This is a genomic window from Acinetobacter sp. BEC1-S18-ESBL-01 (assembly GCF_014169935.1).
In the GTDB taxonomy this organism is placed as follows: domain Bacteria; phylum Pseudomonadota; class Gammaproteobacteria; order Pseudomonadales; family Moraxellaceae; genus Acinetobacter; species Acinetobacter pittii.
Genome location: NZ_AP022302.1, coordinates 3,426,853 through 3,439,697, shown reverse-complemented (window position 1 = coordinate 3,439,697; position 12,845 = coordinate 3,426,853). Strand labels below are relative to the sequence as shown.

Below are 12,845 nucleotides of genomic sequence, written 5' to 3'. Positions count from 1 at the left end.
AGCGTACTCTTGAGTACGCTTTTTATATGGGTTAATGAATTGTTGACTGATGAGCAAGCTCGATCTGATTTAAGATGTGGTGACTCATATTCTTTGCCATTTCTTCTTTTGCATAGAACACTTCGCCAATATTTTCATCACGGATAACCGCTGCTTCTTCTTTGCTTTCTGCGCAAATTAATACCTGAATCTGAGGATTTAATTGTTTGGCAATGGTCACGATACGGTGAATATCTAAAATATCCATAGGTGAGATTACTAAGAGACGTGCATGCATGATATGTGCTTGAATTAAAACACTCGGTTCAGTAGCAACACCACTCACAGCAGCAATATTTGCATTACGTAGTTTTTCTACGATTTCACGATTCTCTTCAGCAATAACGACCTTAATATTCTCATTAATTAGATTTTCAGTGATGCGTCTTCCTACACCGCCATATCCCACAATTACGACCTGATCACGTAAGTAAGCTTGATCAACTTCATCGGGTAACATTGCCAATGGGTCACCGCTACGTTCAAGCAGTCGAGCTAAGTGAGAGCGTTCACGAATCCAGCGTTGTACAGGTTCAATCGCTGAGAAGATGAAAGAGTTAAGCGTAATTGAAAATAAAGCGCCCGCTAGAATTAGATTCTGAGCTTCTAAGCTTAATAAGCCTAAAGAAACACCAAGTGTTGCTAAAATAAATGAAAACTCACCAATCTGTGCAAGGCTTGCCCCGACTGTTAAAGCTGTATTGATTGGATAGCGGAAGAATAAAACCAATGCCATTGCAGCAAGTGTCTTACCCACCATAATAATCGCGATAACAGCTAAAATATGGAGCGGACTCTCAACAAGAATATGTGGATCAAACAGCATACCCACAGAAACGAAAAATAAAATCGAGAAAATTTCACGTAGTGGAAGAGTCTCTTCCTCTGCACGATGGCTAAAGTCTGATTCTTTAACGACCATACCTGCAAAGAATGCCCCTAAAGCCATTGAAACCCCAAAGATGGCATAAGAACCGTAAGCAATCGAAACAGCAGCAGCGACGACAGTCAGCGTAAATAGCTCTCGTGACCCTAAACGAGCAACAAATTGCATAATAATAGGTACAACGCGCTTGCCTACAATGAGCATAAAGGCAATAAAGCCAATCACCTTTAATAAGGTTATCCCAAGGGTTAACCAGATATTACCGTCTGCACCTGCTGGTGCTTTTCCACCGAGTAAAACAGCTGTAGCCGGAAGAAGTACTAAAACCAGTACCATCACTAAATCTTCGACTAACAACCAACCCACAGCAATTTTGCCGTTAACTGAGTCTAAAAGACCTCGGTCTCCTAATGCTTTTAATAATACAACTGTACTCGCACACGATAGACTTAAGCCAAAAACGAGTGCAGACCCGAAACTCCATCCCCATAGCATTGAAACGCCAATACCAAGTAAGGTTGCAACAGCGATTTGTAGAATTGCGCCAGGCAAGGCAATACGACGAACCAGTAATAAGTCTTTTAATGAAAAGTGCATCCCTACACCAAACATCAGGAACATGACCCCGAGTTCTGCAAGTTGGTTGGCAAGGTGGATATCTGCTTCTATACCGGGTGTATTTGGGCTAATAATAATTCCGGCAATTAAATAGCCGATAAGAGGGGGGAGTCGTAATCGGGCTGCAATATAGCCAAAAATGAGGGCAACGCCGAAACCAACAGCAAGTAAAATAATTAAATCTACGTCATGCGGCACTAAAAACTCCTTTTACGTGAGTTAGGCTAAAAACAAGCATAAAAAATGCCAAGGCGGAATGTAGAGAAAGTTTAACAAAAAGGTAGGTATAAAAAAAATGCAAAAAAAAACGACTTCATAAAGAAGTCGTTTTTTTCGAGGCTAAAATTATTTGATTTTAGCTTCTTTGAAAATCACGTGTTGACGGATTTTTGGATCAAATTTTTTGATTTCCATTTTTTCCGGCATAGTACGTTTGTTTTTAGTCGTGGTATAGAAGTAACCTGTACCAGCTGAAGAAACGAGGCGAATCTTATCACGCATTGCTCAGACTCCTTAGATCTTTTGACCTTGAGCACGAAGGTCTGCAACAACCTTTTCGATACCCAATTTGTCAATAATACGCATACCTTTAGTGGTTAAACGAAGACGTACAAAACGTTTTTCGCTTTCTAACCAGAAACGGTGGTGGTGCAGGTTCGGCTCGAACCGGCGCTTGGTTTTGTTGTTGGCGTGTGAGACGTTGTTACCAACGACTGGACGCTTGCCGGTAACTTGGCAAACCTTAGACATGGTGTAACTCCATTGATTCAGCCAACAGCAAATCTGTGGCCAGTCATACTAAATGTAAACGGATGAATTCATTCAAGGGGCGTTTTATACCAAAAATACGATTAAAAGACAAGCGAAATTGGTAAAAACGAGGCATGATTTAGTATAACAGATCATGCCTTGATCAGTTAGCGCAACAAGGTTTTCGAAATGAATCGATGAATCGGCTTATTGAACGGTGGAAGAATGTATTTAAGGCTATAAAGTTTTGGATTTGACATCACCGAACGCTCATGAGAAAGGCTAAAAAAGCCCTCTGGTCCGTGATATTTACCCATACCTGATGCGCCAATTCCGCCAAACGGTAAATCATCTTGTGCAACATGGGTAATCACCATGTTAATTCCAAAATGCCCTGAATGGGTGTGCTGTGCAATATAGTCAGCACGCGCTTGATCATAGTCAAAATAATACATCGCTAAAGGACGTGGACGACTATTAATGAATTCGATGACTTCTTCTATTTGGTCATATTCTAAAATCGGTAGAATAGGCCCAAAGATTTCATTTTGCATAATATCCATTGCGGTTGTCACGCCAGTGACTAAAGTCGGCGCAATTTTACGGACATCATCTAAAATTTCATTTTGCGGATTAATTGCAACAATACGTGCGCCTTGATCACGAGCATTTTCGAGATAACCCTGAATGCGGTTGTACTGTTTATCATTAATAATAGATGTGTAGTCTTGGTTGTTTCGGAAATGAGGATACATTCCAGCTACAATCAATTTAAAGTTTTCGATGAACTCGGCAGTTTTGCCTCGTGGTAAGAAAATATGATCCGGCGCAACACAAGTTTGTCCTGCGTTCCACAATTTACCTACAGCAATACGCTGGGCAACATCTTTCATGTCCATTGATGCATGTACTAGGGCAGGAGATTTTCCGCCTAACTCGAGAATTACTGGAACTAGGTTTTGAGCTGCGGCTGCCATCACTGTTTTACCAACAGAAGTTGAGCCTGTGAAAATCATTTTGTCGAAAGGCAAATGGCTAAACGCATCTGAAATAACGCCACCACCATTTACCACAGCAACTAGTTCTTGTGGGAATGCTTCTGCCAATGCACTTTCAAGGACTCGGCCAAAGTTTGGTGAGGCGCTAGAAATTTTGATCATGGCATGGTTGCCCGCAGCTAGCGCACAGATCAAAGGCCCCACTGAAAGTAATAATGGGTAATTCCATGGTGTAATAATACCAATCACACCCATAGGCTGATATTGTACCCAACCTTTTGCGGGTTGATGTAATACACTGATATGGCGTTTTGATGGTTTCATCCATGCAGTCAGATGTTTACTGTAATACTTGATTTGTTCCAAACTCGTGAGTAGTTCACCAATTTTTGTTTCCATAACTGCACGATTGCCATAATCAAGGTTAATTGCTTCGGCAATCTGATCTTGATATTTTACCAAGACTCTTTTAAGACGAGCTAAACGATCAATACGCTCTTTAGCAGTGGGTACCGGATGACGTAAATAAGCGAGCTTTTGTTGTTCAAGCAAATCATGTAAATGCTTAACATCATAAGGAAGCTGAGTCTCTGGATTTGTTTTTGTTTGACTGTTCATCGGTACTTACCAAATATACTGATATACTTATTTTTTAGAGTAAATACTCTAAATAGTCAAGTCGGTTTATGTGTTTAAGTCTTAACCATGTGAATTATTAAAGGTTATTAAAATGTCTCTACCTAAAGCTCTGAAGACAAAAGACCGGATTTTACAAATCAGTTTGCAGCTTTTTAACGAGCGAGGTGAACGGTCGGTTACAACCAATCATATTGCTGCGGAGTTAGGTATCAGTCCTGGAAATTTGTATTATCATTTTCGGAATAAGCATGAAATTATTAAAGAATTAATGTACCAATATCAGGTTGAGACTTTGGACATGCTTTCTTTACCTGAAGACAGACCATTAACGACCAATGATAAAATCAACTATTTTCAAGTATTAAGTGGTCAACTTTGGAGTTACCGTTTTATCCATCGTGATGTCTATCATTTAGTTGAAAGTAACGAAGACTTTAAAAAGATTTATCCTCGTTTTGCGGGACAGGTCATGCAACAGGGGCAAAAGATTTATCAAGCCTTTGTCGATGCCGGCCTTATGAAAATGACACCATCTGAAATTGAAGCGCTCATTATTAACTTATGGATTGTATTAACAAACTGGACAAACTTTTTATATATGTCTGGTCACATTAGTGATAATAACCATTTAGAAGAAAAATGGGTTTGGCAGGCATTACGTCAAATGGTTTTCCTTGAAGGTCCTTATCTTATGGGAGAAAGCCGAGCAACTTACGAGCAGTTGCTTGATTCACTGGGGCCTTCTGATCTATTCGCCAGCTTGTCGTCGTTAAAAGATGAATAGTTGTACTTGCCTATTTAGAGCGCTAGAATACTCGGCTTATTAAAAATTTGACTCAATTAAGTGATATTAACCAAATGAATATGACCACTGCCAATACAGCCCGTTTACTGATTACTTGTGAAGACAAGCCTGGGATCGTACAGGCTGTATCGAGCTTTTTGTACCACCAAGGTGCAAACATTACCGCGCTTGATCAGTATGCGACGGAAGCTCAGGGTGGACGTTATTTCATGCGTGTTGAGTTTGAACTTGATCATTTACAGTCACGTAAAGATGCACTAATTCAAACATTTGCTGCTAACGTTGCTGAGCGTTATGGCATGCAATGGCGTCTTGCTTTCGTAAACGAAATTAAAAAGGTTGGTATTTTAGTTTCTAAAGTCGACCATGCTTTACTTGAGTTATTGTGGCGTCATGCACGTGGGTCGTTACCTTGTGAAATTACACATGTGATTTCTAACCACGAAGATTTACGTGAATCCGTTGAGAACTTCGGTATTCCATTTACTGTAATTAAAGTAACGAAAGACAATAAAGCTGAAGCTTATGCACAAATTGATGAAATGATGCAGGGCAATGACTTATTAGTTCTTGCACGCTACATGCAGATTTTAAGCGAAGATTTTGTTGCGAAATGGGAAATGAAAATCATCAATATCCACCATTCTTTCTTGCCAGCTTTCGTGGGTGCTAATCCATACAAGCAAGCTTATGAAAAAGGTGTGAAGTTGATTGGTGCGACAGCTCATTATGTGACGGCTGATCTAGACCAAGGCCCAATTATTGAGCAAGACGTTGAGCGTGTAAGCCATGACTATAATGTTGAGCAACTTCGTGAGCTAGGTGAAGATGTGGAACGTAATGTATTAGCTCGTGCAGTAAAATGGCATTTAGAAGACCGTATTATTGTTGATGGTAACAAGACGGTTGTTTTTTAAATAACGCTTATTTTAAAAAAGCACGCTTCATGCGTGTTTTTTTATATCAAAAAAACTATTGAAATGATATAACGTAACAATATTGAATAAATTTATGGTAGGATTTGATCTCTTCATAGTGAAATTAATCTAACTATTTAAGTTAGATTAAACACTTTGTGAACAAGAGATATGCGTTCATGTAACTATGAGAAAACAAAAGCAAAGACACTCAACTGATACAAATTAGTGATATTGAGCAAATGTTTTTCTCAAAAAATAGTTGCAAATGAAAACACTTCTCATTTATTATTGTGGCACTTTATTGTTCTATCCGATGTTTGAAATCGTTTCTACAAATAGAAATCTGAAATCATCATCCATTAGGTAATTAGATTCTTATGAGTCAATCTTCCGCAGCCTTAAACTCTCCCAATCCGATGAAAAAGAAAGTCATCACGGCACTAATTGCGGTTGCAATTGGTCATATCGGGGTCTTATGGGCAGTCAGCCATATTAAGCCTGCTGAATTAAAGCCAATCGAGAAGAAGCCTTTACAGGTACGTTTCGTAAAAATTCAAGAGCAACCAAAACCACTACCTCCTAAGCCAAAGGAACCGCCTAAAAAGCCGGAACCTAAGAAAGAGGTAAAAGAAGTTAAAGTTGTTGAAAAGCCTGTGACACCACCTAAAAAAGTGGAAAAAATTCAACAGGTGAAAAAAGCTGAAACACCAAAAGAAACAGTAAAGACAGAACCTAAAGTTGAAACCAAAGTGGTAACGACAACTGTTACTGAAAAAGTTATCGAAAAACCAAAACCAGTGGTACAAGAAGCGCCTAAAGCTCAACCTGCCCCAGATCCATCACCGAAACGCGTTTCAATTGGTGGTTCGGGTGTACAGTGGAGCCGCTCACCACGTTTAACAGTTTCTTCAAAAGATTTACAAGGCGAAGCACGCTCTGTCATGGTACTTATTGAAGCCGATGAAAAAGGCAAAATTATTAATGTACGAGTGACTAGAAGTAGTGGTATTTCAAGTCTAGATGACAAAGTAGTCCGTGCTGTTCGCGGTGCGAAATTTAAACCTTATATGGAAAATGGTGTTGCTTATCCAATTAAAGCAGAGCAACCCTTTGATTTAACCCCTTAAATGAATTTGAGTCCCAACGGCTAACCTTAATCAGGAGTTCAATATGAACTTTTCAATCTATTGGCAACATGCAGATGCAGTGAGTAAAACCCTGTATTTCATCTTATTGGCAATGTCGATTGCTACCTGGACAGTTTTCATCTTACGTTTGATGGGGACTCGCCAGCTAAAACAACAAGCTTATGCTCAACTTTCTCAGGCTATCACTTCGCTAAAAGCAAAGTTACAACCGTTGAGTTTTGAACAGCGTAAAGCGGTTGCAGAGCAGGCATTACTTCGTCAGATTTCTGCTGAAAAAGCCAATGCTGATAAAGGTATTTCTGTTTTAGGAACGATTGCTTCAATTGCACCATTCGTAGGTTTGTTTGGTACTGTTTGGGGTATTTTCCATGCGCTGGTTGCCGTAGGTAAAAGCGGACAAGCAGGTTTGGCTCAAGTGGCTACACCAGTAGGTGAAGCACTGATTATGACGGGTCTTGGTCTTGCAGTTGCGATTCCAGCGGTATTGGCTTATAACATTTGTGTACGTGCAAACCGTGGTCTTGCTCACGACTTACAAGACCAAGCGCACAGCTTGTTAATTGACACGATGTTGCAGCAAGACTCAACTGTAAAGTCTGATGTTAAAACTGCACAGCAAAGTTACGTTGGAGGTCAAGCTTAATGGCTTTTCAATTGGGTGAAGACCACGATAGTGGCATGAATGAGATGAATCTCATTCCGCTAATCGACATTATGTTGGTGTTAATGATCATCTTTTTGGTCACAGCAACAGTTGCCAACCCATCGATTCCATTAACGCTTCCTAAAACAACTGCTGAAATTATTGATCCACCACCAAAAGCAATTACGATTAGTATCAATGCAAATGGTGAAGTGGCTTGGGATACTCAAGTAATTAGCCTAGATGAGCTTCAAAAACGTTTTCAAGAAGCAGGTCAAGGTGATGTTAAACCAACAGTTCAACTTCGTGCTGATAAAGAGTCTAAGTACGATACTGTTGCTCAGGTAATGTCTCGCGCCAGTGAAGCCGGACTGAGCGATATTGCCTTTGTAAGTGAAAACTAAAATTTAGTTTACTCAATAAAAAAGCAACCAAACTGGTTGCTTTTTTATTGCTCTGATTTATTGATCTTTCATCAGATGCTGGAATTTACTATATAGCTTGAGCAGCTTTGGTGGAATCGCAAAGTTGCAATAACCTTGTGAAGGATTCTTTGCATAGTAATTCTGATGATATTCTTCTGCTGGATAGAATGTCGGAACAGGGGACAGCTCAGTCACAATATCAAGATCGTCATTTTTTAGAGTCTGAATCGTGTGTTCCGCTGCCTGCTTTTGCTCTTCGTTATAGTAGTAAATAACAGAGCGGTATTGCGTGCCGATATCATTACCTTGGCGATTTAAAGTCGTTGGATCATGAGTCGCAAAGAACACGTCGAGTAACTGGGAGTAAGTTACTTGCTGTTCATCAAAGTCGACTAAGATCACCTCAGCGTGCTGGGTGTCTCCTTGACATACTTGCTCGTAGGTAGGGTTAGTGGTGTGTCCACCTGCATAACCACTCGTTACTTTTTCTACACCGCGTATTTGTAAAAATACAGCTTCGACGCACCAAAAACAGCCGCCGCCAAATAATGCCTGTTGCATTGTTTTTCCCTCTATTTCCTGCCTATTACAATAGGGTTTATGTATTTAAAATACAAAGTAAAGCATGTATAAAAAAGTAAAGAAAAGTGCATTACTTATTTCATTTAGCTTTAGGTAAACCTTGTCGAATGATTTGAGAGAAGTGTTGACTACTCTGATCTGAAAGCTGTTCAAAATTTTCAGTTCTTGGGTTGATATGCGCAATTTGATACCACTGTTTTAAACTGATATTTTGATTAAGTGCTTTAAGGTCATATAAATAATTAGGTAAGTAACCCGAAGCGATTAGACGATAGTCTTTAGGAAGTTCATAGGGGTTAATTGCTTGAACCATATCAAAAATTAAAGTTGTACAGTTACTCGTAAGTGTGTTGTACCACTCAGGCTTTTTGCGTAGCTCATCCGATTTCTTAAGATATTCTAAAAATAGCGCTTTTTGCTCGCTACGCGGCATATTGACTGGGAAATTATAAACTTGCTCTTTGCGGATGTTGCTACGCGTATAGACAATATCTTTCTCATCAGAAGCAATTAAGCTAAGTTCATATTTTCTAAAAAAACCGCCAATTGCTGAAAACTCTTCAGTTTTTTCTTTGCGAATCTCGATTGAGAAGACCAAAGGTTGCTGATTCTTAAATTCGAAGCTTACCAGTGTGTGAGCAATTTGTGGTCCCATCCAGTAAGAGGCAATGATGTTTATGCCATTTAATTGCTTAAGATCAAATGTTCGGGTTTCCCATCGCACATCATAGGTTCCGTCAGGATGCCAGTTGAAGTTACGAACATTGTGCAAAGTGATCACATCGCCGTGCTTTTCGTAACTCAGTATATTGGCAACTTCAGGATTCCAGTCATGGTCTTGACGTGCGGTAATGGAAAAATACCAAACAAGAGAGCAGGCAAACGCTAAAAGATAAATCAGGATATCGGTACGGCGGCTAATAATATGACCTTCAACATATAAGCCAGCCATACTGAGAGCAAAAGCAATCCAGATGCCAATGAGTATGCGGCTGCCTAACCAGCCAAAAGGTTGTTGAACCCAAAGCGCTACGCATACCCAAATGCTAGAGAACACAATAAACAGCGTGAATAAACTATGTAATAGCCCAAAAAGTAGAGCAATAATAAATTCACGTGTTCCGATATTGTGCATAGGCATCCATAAAATTATTTTTTATAAGTAGCAAACTCGAATGAAGTTCCTGATTTTTCATCAACTTGCTGTTCACTTGCAGTTTTATGAAACTCACTCGGTATTGTTGGATAATGTGCATCACCTTGCACATCTAAGTCAACATGAGTAAGTTCAAGACGGTCTGCAATCGATAAGGTTTGCTTGAATATCTCGCCGCCACCAATGATGAATAAAGCTTGTTTTTCGGTATTCTTTACATCTTCTAAAGCTGCATTTAAAGCATCTTCAATTGAATACGCAACTTTAACGCCATCAAATTGCCAGTTAATGTCACGGGTAATTACCCAGTTCACACGGTTTGGTAGAGCACGGCCCATAGACTCAAGTGTTTTACGGCCCATCACGACCACACCGCCTTGGGTAATTTCTTTAAAGTGTTTTAAGTCGGCAGAAATATGCCATGGCAACGCATTGCCTTTACCAATACAGTGGTTTTTGTCCATTGCCACAACGTGGACAACTTCTACATTTTGCCATGCCATAATCTTATTCTCTAAACCGTAATCTAATGAAATTTAAGCCGTCTTTATACTGCAACTGGTGCTTTAATTGCCGGATGTGACTCGTAACCTACAATCTCGATATCTTCAAATTTGAAATCGAAAAGGTCTTTAACTTCCGGATTAAGTTTTAATTGGCAAAGTGGTAATGGTTCACGCGTTAATTGTAGTCGTGCCTGCTCAAAATGGTTGGCATAAAGATGCGTATCACCACCAGTCCAGACAAAATCACCTACACCTAAACCGCACACTTGAGCAATCATATGGGTGAGTAGAGCATAACTCGCGATGTTAAAAGGCACGCCTAAGAACACGTCGGCACTACGTTGATAAAGCTGGCATGACAACTTGTTGTCTTGTACGAAAAATTGGAAGAGCGTATGGCAAGGCGGTAAGGCAACTTGTCCAGCTTCATTCGGGTTCCAGCCAGAAACAATTAAACGGCGCGAGTTTGGATTGGTCTTAATTTCGTTAATTAACCATTTAATCTGGTCAAAACCATCTTGATTATAAGTACCGTCAGCATTTTTAGTTGCGCCGAAATTACGCCATTGATGACCATAGACTGGTCCAAGTTCATGCTCTGGACGGCCAAAGCGAGCAGTTTGTTCTGCTGTTGCCCATTCATCCCAAATTGAAACTTTATTGTCTTTTAGGTATTGGACGTTGGTGTCGCCTTTTAAAAACCAAAGTAACTCAATCACAATCGAGCGGAAATGAACTTTTTTTGTGGTGAGTAAAGGAAAACCTTTAGAGAGATCAAAACGCATTTGATGACCAAATACAGAACGGGTTCCTGTGCCTGTACGGTCGCCTTTGTCACCGCCATTATCAAGGATATGTTGTAGTAGGTCTAAATATGCACGCATAACACTCTCGAGTTCGGATTAATTCCATAAAATAGAAGGGAGATAGCTCACAAGATAAATAATTACTCAATAGAGCTGCTTCATCATGAACCACTGAAGATGATACCTGTTGTAGCTCAAGATGAAAATCTAAAATTAGTTCTAAGATATTTTTGCTGAATGTGTTTAGTTAAATCTTTTAGCGCGATTTTGATAAATTGAAACAAGAAAAAATCCAACCACTACAAAGCCTAAAGCTTGTATGAGATGACTCCATTTATGCTGAACAGGGAGCAAATACATCAAAATAATAATGATCAAAATAGGGTAGATTTTGATTAAAAGTCCCAAGCTCGATTTGCCTGATGTGTTGTTTGAAAGTTTGGTATTCAAGTAATGCCCAATATGTAAACCAAACCCGAAAATAAGGCTGAGTATTGTATAAATAGGAGATAGGGCCTGAACTTGATTAGCAGCATAAACTGCAACACAAACAACAATAATGAAGATAAGTTTGATGTGACGTGGTGCGCTGTACCAATAAGCCAACATATATTGAGCCTATTTATTAAAAAGTGATTGAGGTGAAAAAATAAAAGCAGCAAGCGCCATAAAAGCGATTCCTTGCACACCCCAGATCAGCAAGTTCGGCATTGTTTTAACAAAAATAAGTGCAAATAACAGTGCGATAGGGATCCAAGTCAGCAGGCGATAAAGTAGGCCAGTTGGATTTTTTTGAGCAAAATGCAATTTAAAATAGCGACAGATTAAAAAAATAACCCCAGTTCCTGTAAACATTAGAATGGTATCTAAAGGCAGTGGTTGGTATTGATATAATCCAATACAAATCAACAGTGTAATAATTAAAATTACTAATTTTTTAAATGTCGGGACTTGAGTGTTAAACCAGAATTCCAGCATGTCGTATCTTCATTTTTAGGAGAGTAAAAACTGTAGCATAAAAAAGAAAAGAGGAGCCGAAACTCCTCTGATTTATCATATTAACTGTTCTTTTGTGGGCCCCAGTCATAAATTTTCTTTTGGTAGGCATACCACATCATCCAAAGGCCAATTAATAGCATTGGAACGGTGAGGATCTGACCTTTAGTCATCCAGCCAAACAAAATAAAACCTTGGTCGGCATCTGGTTGACGGAAGAATTCCATTACGAAGCGTGCAACACCATAGCCCATTAAAAATAGGGCAGAAACCGCCATGCGTGGACGTGGTTTTGAACTAAACCACCACAAGACAATAAATAGGATTAAGCCTTCACAAATTGCTTGATAAATTTGTGATGGATGGCGTACCAGTTGTAATGGATCGGTCGGGAAGATCATACCGAATGGATAATTTGGGTCAGTTACTGCACGACCGTATAGCTCTCCACCAATAAAGTTACCAAAGCGCCCAAACATTAAGCCAGTCGGTACACATGGGGCGATAAAGTCGAGAGTTTGGAACCATGTTTTTTGATATTTTTTACACCAAAATAACATCGCAATCATGACGCCTAAAAAGCCGCCGTGGAAACTCATACCACCTGTCCAGACTTGGAATAACCAAATCGGATTTTCAAGGAATTTATCAAACTCATAGAAAAGGACATAGCCGACACGACCGCCCAGAACGACACCTAAAGCACCGTAAAACACCAGATCGGAAACCATTTCTGATGTCCAGCCATCACGCTGTTTGGCACGGTAGGAAGCAAGCCCCCAAGCACATAAAAATGCCAATAAATACATGAGTCCATACCAATGGACTTGAAGAGGTCCTAGATGTATTGCGACCGGATCGATATTAGGATAGGTCAGCATTGCTGCTCCTTGATCTTACGTTTTGACAGATTGTAGCGGAATGATGT

At 39.7% G+C, this 12,845-nt stretch carries 15 protein-coding genes and 1 pseudogene; 5 read left to right on the top strand and 11 right to left on the bottom strand.

Annotation, left to right across the window (positions count from 1 at the left end):
* Window positions 1-31: 31 nt before the first annotated feature.
* From H7R46_RS16355 to H7R46_RS16340, 4 genes are all read right to left on the bottom strand, one after another.
* On the bottom strand, window positions 32-1,741 hold the full coding sequence (locus H7R46_RS16355; protein WP_005066082.1) for a cation:proton antiporter: 1,710 nt from the start codon (window positions 1,739-1,741) through the stop codon (window positions 32-34).
* A 147-nt stretch (window positions 1,742-1,888) separates the two neighbouring features.
* Window positions 1,889-2,044 carry a 50S ribosomal protein L33 gene (gene rpmG / locus H7R46_RS16350; protein ID WP_001205031.1) on the bottom strand — a complete coding sequence of 52 codons (156 nt, stop codon included), beginning with the start codon at window positions 2,042-2,044 and terminating at the stop codon, window positions 1,889-1,891.
* Between the two features lie 12 nt (window positions 2,045-2,056).
* Complete coding sequence (gene rpmB, locus H7R46_RS16345; RefSeq protein WP_000048256.1) at window positions 2,057-2,293, bottom strand: 50S ribosomal protein L28; 237 nt, start codon at window positions 2,291-2,293, stop codon at window positions 2,057-2,059.
* Between the two features lie 167 nt (window positions 2,294-2,460).
* Window positions 2,461-3,909 (bottom strand): coniferyl aldehyde dehydrogenase, encoded by a 1,449-nt coding sequence (locus tag H7R46_RS16340; protein WP_005066084.1) that lies wholly within the window; start codon window positions 3,907-3,909, stop codon window positions 2,461-2,463.
* A 112-nt stretch (window positions 3,910-4,021) separates the two neighbouring features.
* Between H7R46_RS16340 and H7R46_RS16335 the strand changes: the two genes are divergently transcribed.
* The 5 genes from H7R46_RS16335 (at window position 4,022) to H7R46_RS16315 (ending at window position 7,850) form a co-directional block, all read left to right on the top strand.
* A complete protein-coding gene (locus H7R46_RS16335; RefSeq protein ID WP_005066087.1) occupies window positions 4,022-4,714 on the top strand; it encodes a TetR/AcrR family transcriptional regulator in 693 nt (230 codons plus the stop codon).
* Between the two features lie 74 nt (window positions 4,715-4,788).
* A complete protein-coding gene (purU, locus tag H7R46_RS16330) occupies window positions 4,789-5,652 on the top strand; it encodes a formyltetrahydrofolate deformylase (RefSeq protein WP_005066088.1) in 864 nt (287 codons plus the stop codon).
* 380 nt (window positions 5,653-6,032) lie between these two features.
* Window positions 6,033-6,782: an energy transducer TonB gene (locus H7R46_RS16325; RefSeq protein ID WP_002114938.1), complete on the top strand. Its 750-nt coding sequence runs from the start codon at window positions 6,033-6,035 to the stop codon at window positions 6,780-6,782.
* A 43-nt stretch (window positions 6,783-6,825) separates the two neighbouring features.
* Window positions 6,826-7,446, top strand: coding sequence for a MotA/TolQ/ExbB proton channel family protein (locus H7R46_RS16320; protein ID WP_001011664.1), 621 nt, complete (start codon window positions 6,826-6,828; stop codon window positions 7,444-7,446).
* Complete coding sequence (locus H7R46_RS16315; RefSeq protein ID WP_000885432.1) at window positions 7,446-7,850, top strand: ExbD/TolR family protein; 405 nt, start codon at window positions 7,446-7,448, stop codon at window positions 7,848-7,850. Before H7R46_RS16320 ends, H7R46_RS16315 begins: the two co-directional genes overlap by 1 nt.
* Before the next feature lie 57 nt (window positions 7,851-7,907).
* On the opposite strand, the gene msrA is transcribed toward H7R46_RS16315, so the two are convergent.
* From msrA to lgt, 7 genes and pseudogenes are all read right to left on the bottom strand, one after another.
* Window positions 7,908-8,432 carry a peptide-methionine (S)-S-oxide reductase MsrA gene (gene msrA, locus H7R46_RS16310; RefSeq protein ID WP_002114706.1) on the bottom strand — a complete coding sequence of 175 codons (525 nt, stop codon included), beginning with the start codon at window positions 8,430-8,432 and terminating at the stop codon, window positions 7,908-7,910.
* 100 nt (window positions 8,433-8,532) lie between these two features.
* Complete coding sequence (locus H7R46_RS16305) at window positions 8,533-9,588, bottom strand: DUF4105 domain-containing protein (protein ID WP_005066091.1); 1,056 nt, start codon at window positions 9,586-9,588, stop codon at window positions 8,533-8,535.
* A 14-nt stretch (window positions 9,589-9,602) separates the two neighbouring features.
* Window positions 9,603-10,112 carry a dihydrofolate reductase gene (locus H7R46_RS16300; RefSeq protein ID WP_003654807.1) on the bottom strand — a complete coding sequence of 170 codons (510 nt, stop codon included), beginning with the start codon at window positions 10,110-10,112 and terminating at the stop codon, window positions 9,603-9,605.
* A gap of 44 nt (window positions 10,113-10,156) precedes the next feature.
* The gene (thyA, locus tag H7R46_RS16295; protein ID WP_002115009.1) at window positions 10,157-10,999 is read right to left on the bottom strand and encodes a thymidylate synthase; all 843 of its coding nucleotides are present in this window, start codon (window positions 10,997-10,999) and stop codon (window positions 10,157-10,159) included.
* Between the two features lie 143 nt (window positions 11,000-11,142).
* Window positions 11,143-11,530: pseudogene (locus H7R46_RS16290) on the bottom strand (hypothetical protein); the annotation flags it as partial.
* Between the two features lie 9 nt (window positions 11,531-11,539).
* The gene (locus H7R46_RS16285) at window positions 11,540-11,899 is read right to left on the bottom strand and encodes a hypothetical protein (protein ID WP_002115133.1); all 360 of its coding nucleotides are present in this window, start codon (window positions 11,897-11,899) and stop codon (window positions 11,540-11,542) included.
* An 80-nt stretch (window positions 11,900-11,979) separates the two neighbouring features.
* Window positions 11,980-12,798 carry a prolipoprotein diacylglyceryl transferase gene (lgt, locus tag H7R46_RS16280; RefSeq protein ID WP_005066098.1) on the bottom strand — a complete coding sequence of 273 codons (819 nt, stop codon included), beginning with the start codon at window positions 12,796-12,798 and terminating at the stop codon, window positions 11,980-11,982.
* Between the last annotated feature and the right edge of the window lie 47 nt (window positions 12,799-12,845).